This is a genomic window from Paracoccus sediminis (assembly GCF_900188295.1).
In the GTDB taxonomy this organism is placed as follows: Bacteria; Pseudomonadota; Alphaproteobacteria; order Rhodobacterales; family Rhodobacteraceae; genus Paracoccus; species Paracoccus sediminis.
Genome location: NZ_FZNM01000010.1, coordinates 68,819 through 88,660 on the forward strand (window position 1 = coordinate 68,819; position 19,842 = coordinate 88,660).

At 64.6% G+C, this 19,842-nt stretch carries 23 protein-coding genes; all 23 read left to right on the forward strand.

Annotation, left to right across the window (positions count from 1 at the left end; all coding sequences use genetic code 11):
• The first annotated feature begins 17 nt into the window (after positions 1 to 17).
• Complete coding sequence (gene nth, locus CHB77_RS13420; RefSeq protein WP_089388728.1) at positions 18 to 680, forward strand: endonuclease III; 663 nt, start codon at positions 18 to 20, stop codon at positions 678 to 680.
• A complete protein-coding gene (locus tag CHB77_RS13425; protein WP_089388729.1) occupies positions 677 to 1,690 on the forward strand; it encodes an adenosine kinase in 1,014 nt (337 codons plus the stop codon). Before nth ends, CHB77_RS13425 begins: the two co-directional genes overlap by 4 nt.
• Before the next feature lie 163 nt (positions 1,691 to 1,853).
• The gene (gene fabF, locus CHB77_RS13430) at positions 1,854 to 3,116 is read left to right on the forward strand and encodes a beta-ketoacyl-ACP synthase II (protein ID WP_089388730.1); all 1,263 of its coding nucleotides are present in this window, start codon (positions 1,854 to 1,856) and stop codon (positions 3,114 to 3,116) included.
• On the forward strand, positions 3,116 to 4,297 hold the full coding sequence (gene mltG, locus CHB77_RS13435) for an endolytic transglycosylase MltG (protein ID WP_176430346.1): 1,182 nt from the start codon (positions 3,116 to 3,118) through the stop codon (positions 4,295 to 4,297). The genes fabF and mltG overlap by 1 nt, the downstream gene beginning before the upstream one ends.
• A 123-nt stretch (positions 4,298 to 4,420) precedes the next feature.
• On the forward strand, positions 4,421 to 4,858 hold the full coding sequence (locus tag CHB77_RS13440; protein WP_089388732.1) for a hypothetical protein: 438 nt from the start codon (positions 4,421 to 4,423) through the stop codon (positions 4,856 to 4,858).
• 267 nt (positions 4,859 to 5,125) lie between these two features.
• On the forward strand, positions 5,126 to 5,539 hold the full coding sequence (locus CHB77_RS13445) for a permease (protein ID WP_242626654.1): 414 nt from the start codon (positions 5,126 to 5,128) through the stop codon (positions 5,537 to 5,539).
• Complete coding sequence (locus tag CHB77_RS13450) at positions 5,496 to 6,836, forward strand: DNA-packaging protein (RefSeq protein WP_089388733.1); 1,341 nt, start codon at positions 5,496 to 5,498, stop codon at positions 6,834 to 6,836. The genes CHB77_RS13445 and CHB77_RS13450 overlap by 44 nt, the downstream gene beginning before the upstream one ends.
• Positions 6,837 to 6,930: 94 nt before the next feature.
• On the forward strand, positions 6,931 to 8,115 hold the full coding sequence (locus CHB77_RS13455) for a phage portal protein (RefSeq protein ID WP_089388734.1): 1,185 nt from the start codon (positions 6,931 to 6,933) through the stop codon (positions 8,113 to 8,115).
• A gap of 4 nt (positions 8,116 to 8,119) precedes the next feature.
• Positions 8,120 to 8,353 (forward strand): GTA head formation protein, RCAP_rcc01685 family, encoded by a 234-nt coding sequence (locus CHB77_RS13460; protein WP_089388735.1) that lies wholly within the window; start codon positions 8,120 to 8,122, stop codon positions 8,351 to 8,353.
• 3 nt (positions 8,354 to 8,356) lie between these two features.
• Positions 8,357 to 8,884, forward strand: a complete 528-nt coding sequence (locus CHB77_RS13465) for an HK97 family phage prohead protease (protein WP_089388736.1) — start codon at positions 8,357 to 8,359, stop codon at positions 8,882 to 8,884.
• Between the two features lie 98 nt (positions 8,885 to 8,982).
• Positions 8,983 to 10,146 carry a phage major capsid protein gene (locus tag CHB77_RS13470; protein ID WP_089388737.1) on the forward strand — a complete coding sequence of 388 codons (1,164 nt, stop codon included), beginning with the start codon at positions 8,983 to 8,985 and terminating at the stop codon, positions 10,144 to 10,146.
• Between the two features lie 194 nt (positions 10,147 to 10,340).
• Positions 10,341 to 10,958, forward strand: coding sequence for a head-tail connector protein (locus tag CHB77_RS13475; protein ID WP_089388738.1), 618 nt, complete (start codon positions 10,341 to 10,343; stop codon positions 10,956 to 10,958).
• Positions 10,955 to 11,293 carry a head-tail adaptor protein gene (locus tag CHB77_RS13480; protein WP_089388739.1) on the forward strand — a complete coding sequence of 113 codons (339 nt, stop codon included), beginning with the start codon at positions 10,955 to 10,957 and terminating at the stop codon, positions 11,291 to 11,293. The genes CHB77_RS13475 and CHB77_RS13480 overlap by 4 nt, the downstream gene beginning before the upstream one ends.
• Positions 11,290 to 11,709, forward strand: coding sequence for a DUF3168 domain-containing protein (locus tag CHB77_RS13485; protein ID WP_089388740.1), 420 nt, complete (start codon positions 11,290 to 11,292; stop codon positions 11,707 to 11,709). Before CHB77_RS13480 ends, CHB77_RS13485 begins: the two co-directional genes overlap by 4 nt.
• A gap of 11 nt (positions 11,710 to 11,720) precedes the next feature.
• Positions 11,721 to 12,134, forward strand: coding sequence for a phage major tail protein, TP901-1 family (locus tag CHB77_RS13490; RefSeq protein ID WP_089388741.1), 414 nt, complete (start codon positions 11,721 to 11,723; stop codon positions 12,132 to 12,134).
• Entirely contained in the window at positions 12,134 to 12,448 is a 315-nt protein-coding gene (locus tag CHB77_RS13495; RefSeq protein ID WP_089388742.1) for a gene transfer agent family protein, read from the forward strand. Before CHB77_RS13490 ends, CHB77_RS13495 begins: the two co-directional genes overlap by 1 nt.
• Complete coding sequence (locus CHB77_RS13500) at positions 12,445 to 12,648, forward strand: rcc01693 family protein (RefSeq protein WP_089388743.1); 204 nt, start codon at positions 12,445 to 12,447, stop codon at positions 12,646 to 12,648. The genes CHB77_RS13495 and CHB77_RS13500 overlap by 4 nt, the downstream gene beginning before the upstream one ends.
• Positions 12,649 to 12,661: 13 nt before the next feature.
• Positions 12,662 to 13,318 carry a phage tail tape measure protein gene (locus CHB77_RS13505; protein ID WP_089388744.1) on the forward strand — a complete coding sequence of 219 codons (657 nt, stop codon included), beginning with the start codon at positions 12,662 to 12,664 and terminating at the stop codon, positions 13,316 to 13,318.
• An 11-nt stretch (positions 13,319 to 13,329) separates the two neighbouring features.
• Complete coding sequence (locus CHB77_RS13510) at positions 13,330 to 13,962, forward strand: DUF2460 domain-containing protein (RefSeq protein WP_089388745.1); 633 nt, start codon at positions 13,330 to 13,332, stop codon at positions 13,960 to 13,962.
• A complete protein-coding gene (locus CHB77_RS13515) occupies positions 13,959 to 14,792 on the forward strand; it encodes a DUF2163 domain-containing protein (RefSeq protein WP_089388746.1) in 834 nt (277 codons plus the stop codon). The genes CHB77_RS13510 and CHB77_RS13515 overlap by 4 nt, the downstream gene beginning before the upstream one ends.
• Positions 14,785 to 15,213 (forward strand): C40 family peptidase, encoded by a 429-nt coding sequence (locus tag CHB77_RS13520; RefSeq protein WP_089388747.1) that lies wholly within the window; start codon positions 14,785 to 14,787, stop codon positions 15,211 to 15,213. The genes CHB77_RS13515 and CHB77_RS13520 overlap by 8 nt, the downstream gene beginning before the upstream one ends.
• Before the next feature lie 23 nt (positions 15,214 to 15,236).
• Complete coding sequence (locus tag CHB77_RS13525; protein ID WP_089388748.1) at positions 15,237 to 19,121, forward strand: baseplate multidomain protein megatron; 3,885 nt, start codon at positions 15,237 to 15,239, stop codon at positions 19,119 to 19,121.
• Positions 19,111 to 19,821 carry a DUF2793 domain-containing protein gene (locus tag CHB77_RS13530; protein ID WP_089388749.1) on the forward strand — a complete coding sequence of 237 codons (711 nt, stop codon included), beginning with the start codon at positions 19,111 to 19,113 and terminating at the stop codon, positions 19,819 to 19,821. The genes CHB77_RS13525 and CHB77_RS13530 overlap by 11 nt, the downstream gene beginning before the upstream one ends.
• Positions 19,822 to 19,842: the final 21 nt, after the last annotated feature.

Here is a 19,842-nt window from a genome sequence, read left to right on the forward strand (position 1 = left end):
GTCACAAGCGATGCGCCATGGTCCAGATCCGCCGCCCGCCCCAGCCCTTGCCCTTTGTCCAGCAGGTCGCGGTCTTTTCGCGCCTGGCCGCGGCGAACCCCGCCCCCGCGACGGAACTGGTCTTCACCAACCCCTTTACCCTGGTGGTGGCCGTCGCCCTGTCGGCGCAGGCGACCGATGTGGGCGTCAACAAGGCCACGCGCGGCCTGTTCGCGGTGGCCGACACGCCCCGCAAGATGCTGGACCTGGGGCTGGAGGGCGTGACCGAACATATCAGGACCATCGGGCTGTTCCGGCAAAAGGCCAGGAATGTCATGGCCCTGTCCCGCATTCTTGCCGAGGATTACGGCGGCGAGGTTCCCGACAGCCGCGCCGCGCTGATGACCCTGCCGGGCGTCGGCCGCAAGACCGCCAACGTGGTCCTGAACACGGCCTTTGGCCATCCGGCGCAGGCGGTGGATACGCATATCTTCCGCGTGGGCAACCGCACCCGCATCGCGCCGGGCCGCGACGTGGACGAGGTGGAACGCGCCATCGAGGACAACGTGCCCGCAAGGTTCCAGGGGAACGCCCATCACTGGCTGATCCTGCACGGCCGATACATGTGCCAGGCCCGCCGCCCGCGCTGCGCGGTCTGCCCCATCCATGATCTGTGCCCCTATGAGGAGAAGACCGCATGACCACCCCTTATGTGATCGGCATCGGCAATGCGGTGATGGACGTGATCTCGCCCGTGGGCGACGACCGCCTGGCGGCGCTTGGGGTTCAAAAGGGCATCATGCAGCTGATCGAACGCGAGCGGTCGGAATACCTGATGGCCGCGCAGGCCGACGACCACGGGCCGGGCCGCGCGCAGTCGCGGCTGGTGCCGGGCGGGTCGGTGGCGAACACGCTGGCCGGGATCGGGATGCTGGGGCTGCGCACGGCCTTTATCGGGCGGGTGGCCAACGACGCGCTGGGCCTGTCCTATGCCGAACAGACCGAGGCGGCGGGGACGGTGTTCGTGAACCCTCCGGTCGCGGGGGACCAGTTGCCGACCTCGCGCTCCATCATCATGGTGACGCCGGACGGCGAGCGGTCGATGAACACCTATCTGGGGATTTCCGCCGAACTGGGGCCGGATGATGTGAACCCTGCGGTCTTTCAGGGGGCTGGCTGGCTGTTCCTGGAAGGATACCTGTTCGACAAGCCCAAGGGAAAGGACGCGTTCCTGAAGGCCGCGCGGTCGTGCCACGAGGCGGGCGGGCAGGCGGGGATCGCCCTGTCCGATCCGTTCTGCGTGGATCGGCACCGCGCGGATTTCCGGCGGCTGGTGGCGGGGCCGATGGATTACGTGATCGGCAATGTCCACGAATGGGAATCGCTGTATCAGGTCACGGAGCTGGAGGAGGCGCTGCGCCTGGCCGCCGCCGATTGCGGCACGGTGATCTGCACGCGGTCGGGCAATGACGCGATCCTGATCCGGGATGGCGAACGCGTGACGGCGCCCGTTCGGCGGATCGTGCCGGTGGACGCGACCGGGGCGGGCGACCAGTTCGCCGCCGGGCTGATCTATGGTCTGGCCCTGGGGGCGCCGCTGGCTGTGGCGGGCCGGATGGGATGCGTTGCTGCGGCCGAGGTGATCGGGCATGTCGGTCCGCGTCCCGAACGGGACCTGCGGGCGGATTTCCGGGCCGAGGGGCTGATCTGATTGCGTCCCGCGAAGGCTGGGGGACTTCACGTCCCCCAGACCCCCTGTGGGATATTTGGCTAAGGCAAAACCCCGCCGGGGTGAAGGGCGCCCCGGCGTTGCGCCGTTCTGCCGCCGCGTGTATCAGGGCCGGAACGAATGAACAGCGTGAAGGACGTCGTGGATGCGCAGGGTTGTTGTCACCGGGTTGGGCATGGTCACGCCGCTGGCCTGCGGTGTCGAGGCGACGTGGGAACGGCTGCTGGCCGGGCAGTCCGGCGCCGGGCCGATCACCCGCTTTGACCCCAAGGACGTGGTGACGAAATACGCCTGCGAGATCCCCATGGGCGATGGCAGCGACGGAACCTTCAACCCCGACGACTGGATGGAGCCGAAGGACCGGCGCAAGGTCGATGACTTCATCCTGTACGGGATGGCGGCGGCGGTGCAGGCGGTGCAGGATTCGGGATGGGAGCCTGCGACCGACGAGGACCGCGAGCGGACCGGGGTGATGATCGGGTCTGGGATCGGCGGGCTGACCTCCATCGCGGAAACGGCGGTGCTTATCAAGGAACGCGGGCCCAAGCGCGTGTCGCCGTTCTTTATCCCCGGCGCGCTAATCAATCTGGTGTCGGGGCAGGTGTCGATCCGCTTTGGCTTCAAGGGGCCGAACCATGCGGTGGTGACGGCCTGTTCCACGGGCGCCCACGCCATCGGCGACGCGGCGCGGCTGATCGCCCTGGGCGATGCCGACGTGATGGTCGCGGGCGGGGCCGAAAGCCCCATCAGCGAGATCGGCATTGCCGGTTTCAACGCCTGCAAGGCCCTGTCCACCAAGCGGGCCGACGATCCGCAGGCGGCCAGCCGCCCCTATGACGTGGACCGCGACGGCTTCGTCATGGGCGAGGGCGCGGGCTGCGTCGTGCTGGAGGAATACGAACACGCCGTGGCGCGGGGGGCGCGGATTTACGCCGAGGTTCTGGGATACGGGCTGTCGGGCGACGCCTATCACATCACCGCGCCCAGCGAGGATGGCGATGGCGGGTATCGCGCCATGCAGAACGCGCTGCGGTCGGCGGGGCTGGAGCCGTCGGCGGTCGACTATATCAACGCGCACGGCACCAGCACGATGGCCGACACCATCGAACTGGGCGCGGTGGAACGGCTGCTGGGCGATCATGCGGGTAACGTGGTGATGTCGTCCACCAAGTCCAGCATCGGGCACCTGCTGGGCGCGGCCGGCGCGGTCGAGGCGATCTTCTGCGTTCTGGCGATCCGCGATCAGATCTGCCCGCCGACGATCAACCTGGACCATCCGGCGGTTCAGCCGACGTTGGATCTGGCCGCCAACGCCGCCGTGCGGCGCAAGGTCGAGGTGGCGCTGTCCAACAGCTTCGGGTTCGGCGGCACCAATGCCAGCCTGATCCTGGGGGCGGTTCGCGGATGATGTGGCGCAACATCGCCTCGAATTTCCTGACGCTGCTGATCGTGCTGCTGATTGCCGCCGCCGCGGCGGTGGCCTGGGGCAGGCACCAGTTCAGCGGGCCGGGGCCAAGCGCGGTGGCGCAATGCGTACAGGTGGCGCCGGGCGCCAGCCTGAATGCGGTCAGCCAGCAGCTGGTGGAACAGGGGGCGGTCAGCAATTCCTATGTTTTCCGGGCCGGTACGGATTACCTTGACAAGGCGCGGGATCTGAAATTCGGCAGCTATCTGGTGCCGCCCCAGGCCAGCATGGAGGAGATTGTCGGGATCATCACCGAGGGTGGGCCTTCGACCTGCGGGACCGAGGTGCTGGTGCGCGTCGGCGTGCGCGAGAATGCGGTCCTGCTGCGCGACATGAACCCGGACACAGGCGCCTTCGAGGAAATGGCGCGCTTTGACCCGGCGACCGAAACCGCGCCCGAGGCGATCACCGCGGCGGTGGACAAGCCGGGCGCGCGGCTGCGCGTCGCCATGGCCGAGGGGGTGACAAGCTGGCAGGTGGTCGAGGCGCTGAAGGCCGCGCCGTTCCTGACCGGCGAGGTCGAGGACATTCCGGCGGAAGGCAGCCTGGCGCCCGACACCTATGAGGTCGAAAAGGGCGGAAGTCGCAGCGCGCTGCTGGCCCTGATGGCGCAGCGGCAGGCGGCGATCCTGGCCGCCGAATGGGAGGCGCGGCCGTTCGGCCTGCCCTATGATACGCCCGAGGAGGCGCTCATCATGGCGTCCATCGTGGAAAAGGAAACCGGGGTCGCGGAGGAGCGCCCGCAGGTCGCCAGCGTCTTTGTCAACCGGCTGGAACGGGGGATGCGGCTGGAAACCGACCCGACGGTGATCTATGGCATCACGAACGGGCAGGGTGTTCTGGAACGCGGGCTGCGGCGGTCGGAACTGGCGGCGACCACGCCCTATAACACCTATCGTGTCGACGGGCTGCCGCCCACGCCCATTGCCAATCCCGGCCGGGCGGCGATCCGGGCGGCGCTGAATCCCGACAGCACCGATTACATCTTCTTCGTGGCGGACGGAACGGGCGGGCATGCCTTTTCGCGCACGCTGGAGGAGCACAACGCCGCCGTCGCCCGCTGGCGCGAGATCGAGCGGCAGCGCGGAGAGGATCCGACCAGTCCGGTGCAGGGCGACGGCTAGACGGCCCAAGCCGTTCACGGCATTTGACAAAGCCCGTTCCCTTGCGCAGGCTTGGCGTGCAAGGGGCGGGCTTTCGTCATGGCGTGAACCGCGCCGGGCCGCCGCCTTTCAGGAGGATGTGCCATGAAACTGTCCGATATGTTTTCCACCCTGGCCGAGAACGCCCGCACCTATGAAAAACGCGTGGCCGAATGGCAGGACGAGATGACCAGCCGCAACGACGAGATGATGAACAGCGCCCGCAAGTGGCAGGACACCGCGATGCAGCGGCAGGACGAGATGAACCGGCAGATTCGCGGCTATTTCGACGAAGCCGGCGAAAACGTCCGCAGCCAGTGGCAAACGATGCAGACCGCCTGGGAGGATCAGTTCCAGAAGATGCGCGAAAAGGGCGAGGAAATGCGCGCCGCCGCGATGAAGTCGGGAAACTTTCCCGAATGGGCCGAAGCCTATGCCGCGCAGATGGTTGGATTTGCCCAGAAGATGCAGGACGAGGCCGCCAACGCCATCGCTGCCGCGACCGAAGCCAAGGGCAAGGACAAAGGCAGGAAAAACGTCTGAGAAGCGAATCCCGTTGCGCCCGTCATGGTGTTTTCCGCAGATGCGCGCAGCCGGTGTTGCACAGGTGTTGCGCATCTTAAACCGTTGTTCGGATAGGTTAATCCTGTCTTGACTGCGCGCGCTTTGGTTTAGCGATTGACTTGCAGAACGCCCCAGGGTAGAACATATCCATGCTGGGAGAAATGGGCAAGCGGCCGGGGGGCGACCCCAAGGGCCGCTTTTTCGTTTTTCGGCTCGTGCGGACAGGACACGAGGCGGGACAGTTGCATGAACGATATGGAATGGCGCGGGGTCGTTGATCCCGAAGGACCGTTCGTGGCGGGTCAAAACCCGGTGCGGGCGGGCGTGAAGCCGGTTGCGAGTGCGGCGGCGGAGGTGGACCCGAACGAGGCCATTGCCGTCGCCGAAGGGTTGTTCTGGTCCTATGTCAAGGATTTGAAGCGTCACGAAGCCGCGCTGGAAGCTCGCGAAAGCGGGTCCGTGGACCCGGCCGAGCTTAAGGAAGCCATGCAGACCGCGAAGATCGTCCGCGAGGCGGTGGGTCTTCTGATGGCGGAAAGGAACAGGGTTGACAAGTTACGCAAGGATATCGCCGGAGGGGTCGGAGGAGGAAGCCTCGACCTTGACGCGGCACGAGATGAAATCGGGCGCCGCCTGGCTTGCCTCCGCCGGGCCGGATGAGGTTGACGCGTTTCTGGGCAGTTTGTCCGAAAACGCGCTGATGGCGCTGCCCTGGCTGTTCGAGTTCTGGGCCTTGAGCCACCAGCTGCCCCCCGAGGGCGATTGGAAGACCTGGGTCATCATGGGCGGGCGCGGCGCGGGCAAGACCCGCGCCGGGTCCGAATGGGTGCGGCGGATGGTCGAAGGAACGACCGCCGCCGCACCGGGGCGCTGCCATCGGCTGGCCCTGGTCGGCGAAACCTTCGACCAGGTGCGCGAGGTGATGGTGTTCGGCGAAAGCGGCATCCTGGCCTGTTCGCCCCCCGACCGTCGCCCCGTCTGGGAAGCCGGGCGCAAGCGGCTGGTCTGGGCCAACGGCGCGACCGCCACGGTCTATTCCGCCCACGAACCCGAGGCGTTGCGCGGCCCGCAATTCGACGCGGCCTGGGCGGACGAGCTGGCCAAGTGGAAGAAGTCCGAGGATGTCTGGGACATGCTGCAATTCGCCCTGCGGCTGGGCGACAATCCGCAGCAGGTGGTCACGACCACGCCGCGCAACGTGGGCGTGCTGAAGCGGATTCTGGGCAATGCGTCCACGGTCACGACCCACGCGCCCACGGATGCCAACCGCGCCTATCTGGCCGAGAGTTTCCTGGCCGAGGTGGCGTCGCGTTACGGCGGGACACGGTTGGGGCGTCAGGAACTGGACGGCGTGCTGCTGGACGATGTGGAAGGCGCGCTGTGGACGACCGCGATGCTGGAAGGCTGCCGCGTGGACCGGGCGCCCAAGCTGTCGCGGGTCGTCGTCGCGGTCGATCCGGCGGTGACGGCGGGCAAGGCCAGCGACGAATGCGGCATCATCGTGGCGGGTGTCGTGGCCGAGGGCGAGCCGGGCGACTGGCGGACCTATGTGCTGGAGGACGCCACGATCAGGGGCGGCCCGCTGGACTGGGCGCGGGCGGCCATTGCCGCGATGGATCGCCACGGCGCCGAACGGCTGGTGGCCGAGGTGAACCAAGGCGGCGACCTGGTGGAAACGGTGGTCCGGCAGGTGGATCCGCTGGTTCCGTTCCGCGCATTGCGGGCCGGTCGCGGCAAGGGTCTCCGGGCCGAGCCAGTGGCGGCGCTTTATGAGCAGGGGCGGGTCAGGCACGTGCGCGGCCTGGGCGCGCTGGAGGACCAGATGTGCCAGATGACAGTGCGCGGCTTTGAAGGCCGCGGGTCGCCTGACCGGCTGGATGCGCTGGTCTGGGCGGTTCATGAACTGGTGATCGAGCCGGGGGCAAGCTGGCGGCGGCCGCAGATGCGGCGGTTGTAAGCCGGGGCGCTGCCCCGGACCCCGGAATATTTGGACCAAGGCAAAGAGGCTGTCCCCATGGACGGCCTTTTTTTCGTTGGCATGGAGGCGAGAGATGGCGTTTCGGTTGTTTTCGCGGGAGGAAAAGCAGGCTCCCGCGCCAGAAAGAAAGGCCAGTGCGACGGGCCGGGTCGTGGCCTTCGCCACTGGGGCAGGGCGTGCGGTCTGGTCATCACGGGACACCGCCAGCCTGACGCGGGGCGGGTTCGTGGGCAATCCTGTCGGCTTTCGCTGTGTCAAGCTGATCGCCGAAGCGGCGGCGGCGGTGCCCCTGGTCTGCGAGGATCGCGAACGGCGCTATGACATCCATCCGGTCCTGGACCTGCTGCGCCGACCCAATCCGGGGCAGGGCCGAGCCGAGTTGTTCGAGGCGCTGTTCGGACAGATGCTGTTGTCGGGCAACGGCTATGTCGAGGCGGCGGGCCTTGGCGCCCAGGGACTGCCCGAAGAATTGCATGTGCTGCGGTCAGACCGGATCAGCATCGTCCCCGGAGCCGATGGCTGGCCCGTGGCCTATGACTATTCGGTCGGCGGGCGCAAGCACCGATTCGACATGACCGGCAGCCCCGATCCGATCTGCCACGTCAAGTCGTTCCATCCCCAGGACGACCATTACGGTCTGTCCCCCATGCAGGCGGCGGCGGTGGCGCTGGATGTCCACAACAGCGCATCGGCGTGGTCCAAGGCTCTGCTGGACAACGCCGCGCGACCGTCCGGCGCCATCGTGTACAAGGGCATGGACGGGCAGGGGGTTCTGTCCCCCGAGCAGTACGACCGGCTGGTGGGCGAGATCGAGATGAACCATCAGGGCGCGCGCAACGCAGGCCGTCCGATGCTGCTGGAAGGTGGGCTGGACTGGAAGCCAATGGGTTTTTCGCCCAGCGACATGGAGTTCCACGAGACGAAGCTCTCGGCGGCGCGGGAAATCGCGCTGGCTTTCGGCGTGCCGCCGATGCTGCTGGGGATCCCCGGCGACGCGACCTATGCCAATTATGCGGAAGCGCATCGGGCGTTCTATCGCCTGACGGTTCTGCCGCTGGCGACGCGGGTTTCGGCATCCGTCGCCTGGTGGCTGTCCGAGCATCTGGGCACCGAGTTCGAACTGCGGCCCGATCCCGACCGCATCCCGGCCCTGGCCGAGGAGCGCGACCAGCAATGGGCGCGGATCGGGACGGCGACGTTCCTGACGGATGCGGAAAAGCGGGCGCTGCTGGGTTTGCCGCCCTTGGCCGGAGCGTGATCCCATGGAGGGGTCTCGTTTCGTCAAGGATGGTTTCGGCTGGCACGATCAGCGGTTCGAGGCCCAGGAGCGGATCATGGCGCTGCAATTCGGCGCCGTCGAAAAGCGGCTGGAGCGGATCGAGGCGCTGATCGAAGGGCTGGAACGGCGGCTGTGGATGACGGTTTACGGCGTTGTCGCGGTCATCCTGACCCAGGCGGTGCAGGGTATTTTGGAATTCGCGCCGAAAGGAGGCTGACGGATGGTTCCGGGACTTGAGGTGAAATTCGCGGGCGGAGCGCCGGTCTTGTCCGACGGGCAGGTGATCGAGGGTTATGCCAGCCTGTTCGGCGTGACCGACCAGGGGGGCGACGCGGTGGCGCCGGGGGCGTTCGGCGCATCGCTGGCGCGGCTGGCCGCCAAGGGCGACAAGGTGCGGATGCTGTGGCAGCACGATCCGCAAAAGCCCATCGGCGTCTGGGACGAGATCAGCGAGGATGAGAAAGGCCTGCGGGTCAAGGGACGCCTGCTGCCCGAGGTAGCCCTGGCCCGCGAGGCTGCCGCGCTGATCCAGGCCGGCGCCATCGACGGATTGTCGATCGGCTATCGCACGATCCGCGCGGAACGTGACGGCAAGGGGCGCCGCGTCCTGACCGAGGTCGAGTTGTGGGAAGTATCGCTGGTGACGTTTCCCATGCTGCCCGAGGCCAAGGTGGGACGGAAGGATGCGGACGATCTGCGCGAGGTTACCGCATTGTTTGCGGCGGCGGCCGAGGCGCTGAGGGTCTGAGGTTTGCGGTGGGATGAACCCACCTTTGGTTTGGGTCGTGTCAACGATCCGAAAAACAGGGGCAGGTCGGCCCCGATCATCGCGATGAGGAGAAAACCATGACCGAGGTGAAAGCCGCGGACGGTGGCGGCACGGCCGCCGACCTGAAGGGAGCCATGATGGGGTTCGTCAGCGAACTCAAGGGCTTTCGGGACGACATTCAGAAGAAATTCACTGCACAGGAAGAGCGCATGACCATGCTTGATCGTAAATCCGCCATCCGTGGCCGCACGCCGCTGTCCACCACCGCCGAGGTCGAAGTGCCGCACCAGAAAGCATTCAACGCCTATCTGCGTAGTGGCGACGACGATGGCCTGCGCGGTCTGGTGATCGAGGAAAAGGGCCTGACGGTCGCCAGCGACGGCGGCTTTCTGGCTGCGCCGCAGGTGGCCGAGACGGTGCAGAACGTGCTGCGTTCGGGTGCCTCGCTGCGCAGGCTGGCCAATGTCGTAACCATCGAGTCCGCGACCTATGAAGTGCTGGTCGAAAAGGGTGAGACCGGCGCCGGTTGGGCCGACGAGGCTGCGTCGGCCGATACCGCACCGGGCGGGATCGAACGAATTTCGATCCCCCTGCATGAGCTGTCTGCCATGCCCAAGGCGAGCCAGCGTCTGCTGGACGACGCGGCATTCGATGTCGAAGCCTGGCTAGCCGAGCGCATCGCCGACAAGTTCGCCCGGTCCGAGGCTGCGGCGTTCGTCATCGGTGACGGCGTCTCGAAACCCAAGGGCATCCTGTCCTATCCGACCGCGCCCAATGACACGGCGGGCGAAGGCAAGATCGGCGTGATCGAAACCGGCACCATGGGCGGTTTCGATGCCAATGCCCCGGCGGATGCGCTGATCGACCTGATCTATGCCCTTGGCGCAGAATATCGTGTCAACGCCTGCTTCGTCATGAACTCGAAGACTGCGGCGGCGATTCGCAAGATGAAGGATGCCGACGGTCGGTTCCTGTGGACCGACGCCCTTGCGGCCGGTCAGACGCCTCAGCTTCTGGGCTATCCGGTCATGGTCAGCGAGGACATGCCTGATATCGGCACCGACGCCTTGGCGGTAGCCTTTGGCGATTTTCGCGCCGCCTATACCATTGTGGAGCGTCCCGATCTTCGTGTTCTGCGCGATCCCTTCAGTGCCAAGCCGCATGTGCTGTTCTATGCGACCAAGCGTGTTGGCGGCGGCGTGACCGATTTCCGCGCGGTCAAGCTGTTGCAATTCGCCTGATCCCGACACGCGGGATCGGGCGAGGGAAAGACCGCGCACCGGTCGCTGGCCATTCCGGCTTTGCAACTGTCCGCGCGCGCTGATGGTCGGCGTGGCGGCGCGGTCTTTCCCGCCTTGATGCGACGACAAGGCCCCGTTCGGGGGGCCTTGTTCCGGTTGATGACAAGCGGACAGCAGGACGGGAGGTTCGCGAAATGATGCTGATCGAGGAAACGGCGCCCGCAGTTGAGGCGCTGCCTGTCGCGGCGCTGCGCGAGCATTTGCGGCTTGGCACAGGTTTCGAGATTGCCGAGGACAACGCCGAGGACATGGCGCTGGCGGGCTTTTTGCGCGCTGCGATTGCCACGATCGAGGCACGCACGGGCAAGGTGCTGCTGACGCGGCGGTTTCGAATGCAACTGGACGACTGGCGCGACCGGCTGGGCCAGACCCTGCCGCTGGCGCCGGTGATCCTGGTCGAGAAGATCGAGATCGATGACGGTATGGGCACCGTGATCGAGGTGCCGCAGGACAACTGGCGGCTTTTACCGCATGGACAGCGGCCGATGATCCTTCCGACCGGAGTGATCCTGCCGCATGTCCCCCGCAGGGGTATGGTCAGCGTGACGTTCACGGCGGGATTTGCCGATGTCTGGTCCCAAGTTCCGGCCGATCTGGCGCAGGCGGTCATCATGCTGGCCGCGCGGTACTATGAAGATCGCAGCTATGACGGAGCAAGGGGTGCCATGCCCTTTGGCGTTAGCGCGCTGATCGATCGCTGGCGGCAGGTCCGTACCCTAGCGGGCCGCGGCAGTCGAGAGATGCGGCGATGAGCGGGCCAAAGTTGGGCGTCCGGCTGGACCTGGAACGCTCGGTTCGCCAACAGGACGGAATGGGCGGCTATCGCATCGTCTGGCAGCCGATCGGCGCATTGTGGGCCGAGATGAGGGCGGGGTCGGGGCAGGAACGCGGGGCCGAGGTCGGTCCCGAAAGCGTCGTTTCCTGGCGGATCACCGTGCGGGGGGCCAAGGTGGGCGACCTGCGGCGTCCGGTTGCCGGCCAACGGCTGCGGATGGGCCGGCGCTTGTTTGCCATCGAGGCCGTGGCCGAACGTGACGTGACAGGACGGTGGCTGACCTGCTTTGCGCGGGAAGAGGAACAGACATGAGCTTTGCTGCAAGCGTTGCCCTGCAAGGGGCAGTCTATCAACAGCTTCGTGCCGACGTTGTGCTGCATGACCTGGTTGGCGACGCGATCTTCGACGCGATGCCGGTCGAGGCACCCAATGGCGTCTTCGTCTCGCTTGGCCCCGAAGATGTGGCGGATGCGGGTGACATGACCGCGGCGGGATCACGTCATGATTTCATCGTCTCGGTTCTGTCGGGTTCGGATCAAGGGGCGGGGTTTGCAGCCGTCAAGGCTGCCGCTGCTGCCGTGGCCGACACGCTGGATCAGGCCCAGTTGGTTCTGAACAAGGGGCGGCTGACGGCATTGTGGTTTCTGCGCGCGCGGGCGCGGCGGGTTGAAAAGGGTGCTGCGCGCCGGGTCGATCTGACCTTTCGCGCGCGGATTGATCTGGGCTGAGGAGAATAGCCATGGCGGCACAGAATGGACGCGATCTGCTGATCAAGATGGACATGACGGGGGACGGAGCATTCGAAACGATTGCTGGTCTTCGCGCTTCGCGCCTGTCGTTCAACGCCGAAACGATTGACGTGACCAGCTTGGAAAGCCAGGGCGGTTGGCGCGAATTGCTGGGTGGGGCAGGGGTGCGCAACGCCTCGATTTCAGGATCGGGGGTGTTTCGGGATGCTAATACCGACGGCCGTGCGCGGCAGATCTTCTTTGACGGCGAAGTCCCGCGGTTCCAGGTCGTGATCCCGGATTTCGGCACTGTCGAGGGGCCATTTCAGATCACTGCGCTTGAATATGCGGGCAGCTACAACGGCGAGGCCACTTACGAGGTGACGATGGCCTCGGCCGGCGCGCTGAATTTCGTGGCCCTGTGATGGCGAACCCGATGCGCGGAGAGGTCGAGGTCGTGCTGGACGGCACGATCCACGTTGCCCGTCTGACCCTTGGCGCCTTAGCTGAACTGGAGCATGATCTGGGCGCCGACAGCCTTATGGCGATCGCCGGGCGCTTCGAACAGGGCCGGTTCAGCAGCCGCGACGTGCTTGCGGTTCTGGTCGCGGGCCTGCGCGGGGGGGGCTGGCAAGGCACAACGACGGACTTGCTGACGGTGGATATCGACGGGGGTCCGGTGGCAGCAGGTCGCGCCGCAGCCGAGCTTTTGGCGCGGGCGTTTCGGATCGCCGCATGACCGGCGGGCTGGACTGGCCCGGCCTTATGAGAGCCGGAATGCGCGGTCTGGGTCTGCGGCCCGATCAGTTCTGGGCGCTGACCCCCGCCGAACTGGCATTGATGCTGGGGGTCGAGGCGGGGGCACCTGCCATGACCCGCGACCGGTTGGCGGAATTGGCAGCGCGCTATCCCGATCGACCGAGGGAAACATCTGAATAGGGGGCAAATGGTAATGGCCAGTAAGGACGGATTCAGTTCCACCTTGGATGAACTGGACGAAGGATTCAGCCAGACCAGCCGTATGACCGCCGCGTTCGAGGCCGAGCTTGAACGGTTGCGGCAGTCGGTGACCGTCACCGCGCGCGAGGTGGGATCGCTGAGTTCGGGGATTGAAGGCGGCCTGCGACGCGCTTTCGACGGTCTGGTCTTTGACGGCGAAAAGCTATCCGAGGCCTTAAAGGGAATCGGGCGGTCGATTGCCGATACGGTGTTTTCCATGGCGATGAAGCCGGTCGAGAATGCCTTGGCCGGTTCGCTTGCCCAGGGGATCGGCGGGATGCTGTCGGGTGCCATGCCGTTTGCAAACGGTGGGGCTTTCACCCAAGGACGCGTCATGCCTTTTGCAAAAGGAGGCGTGGTCAGCCAACCCACCCACTTTCCGATGCGCGGTGCGACTGGCCTGATGGGTGAGGCCGGGCCAGAGGCGATCATGCCGCTACGCAGGGGGGCCGATGGGCGGCTGGGCGTCGCGGCAGCCGGCGGAGGTTCTCGTCCGATGAACGTGACGGTGAATGTCACCACCCCGGATGTCGCAGGCTTCCAACGCAGCCAGTCGCAGATTGCCGCTCAGCTTGGCCGCGTTCTGGCCCGCGGCGAACGAAACAGCTGACAGGGGCAGACATGGCATTTCACGAGGTAAGATTTCCGGCGAATCTTTCATTCGGGTCCGTCGGAGGCCCCGAGCGCCGCACCGAGATCGTTGCTCTGGCGAGCGGTTTCGAAGAGCGCAACACTCCTTGGGCGCACGCCCGCCGCCGCTATGATGCTGGCATGGGGCTGAGGTCGCTGGACGATTTGTCGGCCTTGGTTGCATTCTTCGAAGCCCGTGCAGGTCAATTGCATGGGTTCCGCTGGAAAGACTGGTCGGATTACAAGAGCTGCCTGCCGTCCCGTGCGACGGCATTCGACGATCAGGTGATCGCGATTGGCGATGGTGTTGCCACGGCTTTCCAATTGGTAAAGACTTATTCCTCTGGTCCTGGCAGCTATGGTCGCCCGATCAACAAGGTTGTCCGAGATACGGTTCGGGCAGGGGTCGGCGGAAACGAGGTCTTTCCCGGCATCCATTTTGCCGCTGACCATACGAGCGGCATGATAACCTTTGCCGAAGCCCCCGAACCGGGAGCGGTCGTGACAGCCGGTTACGAATTCGATGTTGCCGTGCGGTTCGATACCGATCGAATCGCTGTTTCGGTTTCGTCGTTTCAGGCTGGCGAAATGCCTTCAATCCCTGTGATCGAGGTGCGGGTATGACGACGACGACAATTGCGCGGGCCTGGAGGGTGCGCCGTGCAGACGGTTTTGAACTAGGCTTTACCGACCACGATGCAGTCCTGACCTTTGATGGCGTTCGGTTTCGCCCGGATCATGGCATGTCGGCGCGGGCGCTTGTGCAGGCCACGGGGCTTTCGGTCGATAACTCGGAGGCTGAGGGCGCGCTGTCGGATGATGCGATCACCGAACGGGATGTGCTGGCAGGCCGTTGGGATGGTGCCCAGGTGAAAATGTGGGAGGTTGACTGGACCGACGTATCGGCCCGCCGCCTGATCTTTGCCGGCAGCCTAGGCGAGATCGCGCGGTCGCAGGGCGCCTTTCGGGCGGAGTTGCGCGGCCTGTCAGAGCCTTTGAACGCCGCGCGGGGTCGCGTCTTCCATCCTCGTTGCTCTGCCCGGCTTGGTGACGGCCATTGCAAGCTGGCCTTGGCAAATGAAACATTCACTACCGAAGCTGTCATGGCGGACATCGAGGATGGGCGTGTCCTGCATTTCGCGGGCTTTCCTGCCTATGAGGCTGGCTGGTTCGAACGCGGAAACCTGATGGTTCTGAGCGGCGAGGCCGAAGGACTCTGCGGGACGGTCAAGGATGATACTGCCATGCAAGGCGGTCGGCGGGTGATCGAATTATGGCAGGGTTTGGGTGTGGCGCCCGCTGTCGGTGATCGCATCAGGTTGACGGCGGGCTGTGACAAAAGGGCAGTGACCTGCCGAGACAAATTCAGGAATTTTCTGAACTTTCGGGGCTTCCCTCATCTCCCTTCCGAGGATTGGATCATGGCGCCGCAGGCAGGGGACCGTCGTGGCTGACGATATCGTTGCGATTGCGCAAGGGTGGATCGGCACGCCCTATCATCATCAGGCCAGCGTCAGGGGCGTAGCCTGCGATTGCCTTGGCCTGATCCGGGGGATCTGGCGCGAACGCCATGGCAGCGAGCCCGAAGCCGCGCCCCCCTATACTCCTGATTGGGGTGAGGGTGGAGGGGAGGAGATGCTGTTGACCGCGGCGCTGCGCCATCTGACCCCAATTGACCGGAACGCAGGAATGAAGCCGGGCGAGGTTTTGCTGTTCCGTATGCGAGCCAGGGCCGTTGCCAAGCACTTGGGCATTCTTTCCCAGGCAGGCGAGGCACCGCGATTTATCCATGCCTACAACGCACATGGCGTCATCGACAGTCCGCTGACGACGCCTTGGCAGACCCGGATCGCCGCCCGGTTCCGCTTTCCCTGAATCCAAGTCTTTAGGAGGCCATAATGGCGACCATCATGCTGTCCGCCGTGGGTGCGTCGATTGGCGGAAGCTTTGGCGGCGCCGTTCTGGGTCTTTCCGGAGCCGTCATCGGCCGCGCAGTCGGCGCAACGGTTGGCCGGGTCATCGACCAAAAGCTGCTGGGGAGCGGATCGAAAGCGGTCGAGACCGGCCGCATTGACCGCCTGCGCCTGCAAACCGCAGGAGAGGGCGCGGCAATTGCGCGGATCTGGGGCCAGATGCGCTTGCCAGGCCATGTCATCTGGGCGTCGCCTCTTGAAGAAGTGTCGCATTCCGAAGATGCGAGTGGCGGCAAGGGCGCACCCAAATCAAAAGTCACTCAGATAAGCTATCGCCTTTCGGTGGCACTGGCTCTGTGCGAGGGCCGAATACTCGGCGTAGGCCGCATTTGGGCCGACGGCGAGGAAATCTCGGCAGACGATTTGAACATGAGGGTTTATCACGGAAATGAGGACCAACAGCCAGATTCCGCCATTGCCGCACATGAAGGGGATTTAGCGCCCGCCTATCGCGGCTTGGCCTATGTGGTGCTGGAGGATCTGAACCTGGAGCCGTGGGGTAACAGGATGCCCCAGTTAAGCTTTGAGGTCACATCGCCTGCGCAGGACGGCAGCGGTTTGTGTCGCGACGTGCGGGCTGTCGCCCTGATCCCTGGAACGGGTGAATATTCGCTGGCAACCACACCGGTGAATCAGGATCTGGGTTTGGGTGAATTGCGTTCGGTCAACCTGAACACGCCGATGGGCGGAACGGATTTCACATCCTCGATGAACACCTTAGGGCGAGAGTTGCCCAATGTCGAATCCGTGTCTCTGGTCGTATCCTGGTTCGGCAGCGACCTTCGAATTGATCGCTGCACCCTACAGCCAAAAGTCGAGCAGCGCGAGATCGATGGCGCAGAGATGCCGTGGGAGGTTTCAGGCATTGATCGCAATAGTGCGCCGCAGGTGACGCGGGTGAACAACCGTTCCATCTATGGCGGCACGCCTGCCGACCGATCCGTCATCGAGGGCTTGCGGGCAATCGCGGCATCAGGACGGAAGGCGGTTTTTTATCCGTTCATCCTGATGGAGCAGATCGCAAGCAACGGACTGGCGGATCCATATGGCGCCGACGAACAGGCTGTCATGCCATGGCGGGGGCGAATCACCACGTCTGTCGCGCCCGGCCGTCCAGGGACGGTTGATGGCACCGCCGCCGCCGCCGCCGAGGTCGAGGCCTTTTTCGGCAAGGCAGGCATCGAGGATTTTGCGCAAGATGGCGAAACGGTGCGCTACAACGGATCCTACGAATGGTCCTATCGCCGCTTTATTCTGCATTATGCCCATCTTTGCGCAGCGACAGGCGGGATCGACGCCTTCCTGATCGGTTCAGAGATGGTCGGAATGACTCAGGTCCGGGGAAAGGATAACAGCTATCCTGCCGTGCAGCAACTTTGCCGCCTTGCCCGAGACGTTCGCCAGATCCTCGGGCCGTCGGTCAAGATCGGCTACGCATCCGACTGGTCGGAGTATTTCGGCCATCACCTGGGCGGAGGAGAGCTGTTCTTTCACCTGGATCCCCTGTGGGCGCATCCCGACATCGACTTTATCGGCATCGACAACTATATGCCGCTGTCCGATTGGCGGAACGGCGAGGATCATCTGGACGCCCATTGGGGCCGTATCGGCAACCCCGCCTATCTGGAAGCCAATGTCTGCGGGGGCGAAGGCTATGACTGGTATTATGCCAGCGATGCCGACCGCGACGCGCAGATACGCACTCCGATCACAGACGACGGCTATGACGAAGCTTGGGTCTGGAAATACAAGGATCTGAAAAGCTGGTGGCAGAACCTGCATTATGATCGTCCGAACGGTATAAGATCGCGGCAGGCGACGGCATGGGTGCCGGGATCGAAGCCGATCTGGTTCACGGAATACGGCTGTGCAGCGTTGGACAAGGCGACCAATCAGCCGAACAAGTTTCTGGATGCCATGAGTTCGGAAAGCACGCTGCCCTTCTATTCCAACGGCCAGCGGGACGACTCGATCCAGGCGGCGTATATTCAGGCTGTCACATCCTATTGGTCGAAGGCCGCGAACAATCCTGTCTTGGACGATGGAATGCGCATGGTCGACCTGGACCGGGCGCATGTCTGGTGCTGGGACGCGCGCCCGTATCCCGCCTTTCCCGGTCGGTCCGATCTGTGGTCGGATGGTCCCGCCTGGCAACGCGGCCATTGGCTCAACGGCCGGGCAGGATCGGTAATGCTGGCTTCGGTCATCGGAGACATCTGCCGGGATGCCGGGGTCGCGAATTTCGATACCAGTGCCGTGATAGGCGTCGTGCGTGGTTTCCAGGTCAGCGGCGGAGAAACCTCTCGCGCGGCATTGCAGCCGCTCTTGCTTGCGCACGGCATCGACGCCGTGGAGCGGGACGGCTGCCTGCGGTTTCTGCCACGGGATGGCATGGTCCGGCGTGTCTTGAGGCCCGAACATCTGGCCATGACCGAGGAGGTCCGTGATTTTCAGACCGTTCGAAACGCTCAGGCGGAATTGTCCGGGCGTTTGCGGTTGACGCATATCGAAACGGGGGGCGATTATGCAACGGCGACCGCTGAAACCAGTCTTGCGGATGCCGATGGCAATACCGTCAGCGACAGCGAATTTGCGCTGTCGCTGACGCGGGCCGAAGGGCGGGCAATCACCGAACGCTGGTTGGCGGAATCGGTCGTTTCGCGCGATACGGCGCGCTTTGCCCTGCCGCCATCGGCTGCCGGCCTGGGACCGGGCGACGTGATCAGAATGGAAGACGGCCGTTCCGAGCCGAAGCGTTGGCGCATCGACCGGGTCGAACGTGCGGGGGCGATCACCGTCGATGCAGTCCGAGTCGAACCCGGTGTCTATCGACCGGCTGTGACGAACCAGGATGACAGCGTCGTCCGCCGCTACACGCCGGCCTTGCCGGTCTGGGCGCTGTTTATGGATCTGCCATTGCTGAAAGGCGATGAACAGCCGCATGCGCCCTATCTCGCGGCAACAGCGAAGCCATGGCCGGGATCGGTCGTTGCCTATTCATCCATCGAAAGCGATGGCGGGTTCGAGGTAAACACCACGCTGACACGGCGAGCCTTTGTGGGCAAAACCGAAACGCCGCTTTATCGCGCCCGACCCGGCGTGATCGACAGGGGCGCGCCGTTGCGCATCCGATTGAAGGACGCGTCTTTGCGGTCGATCAGCCAAAAGGTCTTGCTGGCGGGGACGAACGCCTTGGCCATCGGGGACGGCACCCCGGAGCGATGGGAAATCCTGCAATTCTCGACAGCGGTTCCTGTCGAGAAGGACTTGTGGGACATCAGCGGCAGGCTGCGAGGCCAAGCAGGAACCGATGGCATTATGCCCGATGTCTGGCCGTCAGGCAGCGTGATTGTCCTGTTGGACGGCGCCGCGCAGCAGGTAAAACTGCCGCCTTCAGCCCGCGGACAGGAACGATTCTGGCGCATCGGTCCCGCACGGCGGGCTTTCGACGATCCCAGCTATCGCGCGCATGTCACAGAGGCGATGGGTATCGGACTGCGGCCCTACGCCCCCTGCCATCTGCATGTCGAGGGCCGACGGGTATCTTGGATACGCCGAAGCCGCGTCGATGGCGATCTTTGGGAAGGTGCCGATATTCCATTAGGCGAAGCCCGCGAATGTTATCGCCTGCGGATTCTGCGATCCGGTCTGATCCTGCACGAAGCCGATGTTGAAAACCCTGATTATATCATTCCTGAACAGATCTGGAACGATGCTTGGCAGAACGGTGCATTCACCATCGCCGTTGCACAGCTGTCCGATCAGTTCGGCGCCGGGCCTTATGCAAGGAGGATCTTGAATGTCCAATGAAACCATGCGCCTTCAACTGCCGCTGCTGCAACCCGCGCAGGCGCAGAAGCATGTTACCGTCAACGAGGCGCTGATGCGTCTGGACGGTCTGGCAAATGCGGTCCTGGAAAGCGTTTCGACCCCGATCCCACCCGCAGCCGTGATCGATGGACAATCCTGGGCGGTGCCGCAAGGCGCCAGCGACTCGTGGGCCGGACAGGCGGGTCGGATTGCAGTGGGGGCGAACGGTGGATGGATTTTTGTCAATCCGTCACGCGGCATGCGCGCCTTCGTCGCGGACCGCGGTGCCGAGGCCATCTTTGACGGCCAGGCGTGGTTTGTCGGAGCGGCCACCTTGGGCATTCTTGGGGCGGGCCTGGCTTTCGGAATGAGCGAGGCCGAGGTGACAGTCGAGGCAGGCACCGTGTTCGACACCGCCATCGCCATTCCCGCGAACGTCATGGTCATCGGAGCGGTTGCGCGGGTCACACAGGTGCTGACGGGAAGCCTCCAGACCTGGCGGTTCGGCACGGCTGATTCAGACAACAGGTTCGGACAGGGGTTGGGAAAAGATATCGGGTCCTGGGCGCGGGGCATGCTTGGGACACCGATGACCTACTATGCCGGCACGAACCTGTTGATGACCGGCGAAGGGGGCGGATTCACCGGCGGCCGGATCAAGTTGGCCGTTCACTGGATGGAACTGCGCCTGCCGGATTGAGACCCATCCTTTCCCCTGCCG

What these genes read in the sequence shown, in the direction of transcription:
- CHB77_RS13490 (WP_089388741.1), top strand. Translation starts at nt 11,721, where the DNA reads ATGGCGGCACAGAATGGACGCGATCTGCTGATCAAGATGGACATGACG.
- mltG (WP_176430346.1), top strand. Translation starts at nt 3,116, where the DNA reads ATGTGGCGCAACATCGCCTCGAATTTCCTGACGCTGCTGATCGTGCTG.
- CHB77_RS13475 (WP_089388738.1), top strand. Translation starts at nt 10,341, where the DNA reads ATGATGCTGATCGAGGAAACGGCGCCCGCAGTTGAGGCGCTGCCTGTC.
- CHB77_RS13510 (WP_089388745.1), top strand. Translation starts at nt 13,330, where the DNA reads ATGGCATTTCACGAGGTAAGATTTCCGGCGAATCTTTCATTCGGGTCC.
- CHB77_RS13460 (WP_089388735.1), top strand. Translation starts at nt 8,120, where the DNA reads ATGGAGGGGTCTCGTTTCGTCAAGGATGGTTTCGGCTGGCACGATCAG.
- CHB77_RS13480 (WP_089388739.1), top strand. Translation starts at nt 10,955, where the DNA reads ATGAGCGGGCCAAAGTTGGGCGTCCGGCTGGACCTGGAACGCTCGGTT.
- CHB77_RS13455 (WP_089388734.1), top strand. Translation starts at nt 6,931, where the DNA reads ATGGCGTTTCGGTTGTTTTCGCGGGAGGAAAAGCAGGCTCCCGCGCCA.
- CHB77_RS13505 (WP_089388744.1), top strand. Translation starts at nt 12,662, where the DNA reads ATGGCCAGTAAGGACGGATTCAGTTCCACCTTGGATGAACTGGACGAA.
- CHB77_RS13525 (WP_089388748.1), top strand. Translation starts at nt 15,237, where the DNA reads ATGGCGACCATCATGCTGTCCGCCGTGGGTGCGTCGATTGGCGGAAGC.
- fabF (WP_089388730.1), top strand. Translation starts at nt 1,854, where the DNA reads ATGCGCAGGGTTGTTGTCACCGGGTTGGGCATGGTCACGCCGCTGGCC.
- nth (WP_089388728.1), top strand. Translation starts at nt 18, where the DNA reads ATGGTCCAGATCCGCCGCCCGCCCCAGCCCTTGCCCTTTGTCCAGCAG.
- CHB77_RS13515 (WP_089388746.1), top strand. Translation starts at nt 13,959, where the DNA reads ATGACGACGACGACAATTGCGCGGGCCTGGAGGGTGCGCCGTGCAGAC.
- CHB77_RS13465 (WP_089388736.1), top strand. Translation starts at nt 8,357, where the DNA reads ATGGTTCCGGGACTTGAGGTGAAATTCGCGGGCGGAGCGCCGGTCTTG.
- CHB77_RS13495 (WP_089388742.1), top strand. Translation starts at nt 12,134, where the DNA reads ATGGCGAACCCGATGCGCGGAGAGGTCGAGGTCGTGCTGGACGGCACG.
- CHB77_RS13450 (WP_089388733.1), top strand. Translation starts at nt 5,496, where the DNA reads ATGAAATCGGGCGCCGCCTGGCTTGCCTCCGCCGGGCCGGATGAGGTT.
- CHB77_RS13530 (WP_089388749.1), top strand. Translation starts at nt 19,111, where the DNA reads ATGTCCAATGAAACCATGCGCCTTCAACTGCCGCTGCTGCAACCCGCG.
- CHB77_RS13485 (WP_089388740.1), top strand. Translation starts at nt 11,290, where the DNA reads ATGAGCTTTGCTGCAAGCGTTGCCCTGCAAGGGGCAGTCTATCAACAG.
- CHB77_RS13470 (WP_089388737.1), top strand. Translation starts at nt 8,983, where the DNA reads ATGACCGAGGTGAAAGCCGCGGACGGTGGCGGCACGGCCGCCGACCTG.
- CHB77_RS13440 (WP_089388732.1), top strand. Translation starts at nt 4,421, where the DNA reads ATGAAACTGTCCGATATGTTTTCCACCCTGGCCGAGAACGCCCGCACC.
- CHB77_RS13500 (WP_089388743.1), top strand. Translation starts at nt 12,445, where the DNA reads ATGACCGGCGGGCTGGACTGGCCCGGCCTTATGAGAGCCGGAATGCGC.
- CHB77_RS13425 (WP_089388729.1), top strand. Translation starts at nt 677, where the DNA reads ATGACCACCCCTTATGTGATCGGCATCGGCAATGCGGTGATGGACGTG.
- CHB77_RS13445 (WP_242626654.1), top strand. Translation starts at nt 5,126, where the DNA reads ATGAACGATATGGAATGGCGCGGGGTCGTTGATCCCGAAGGACCGTTC.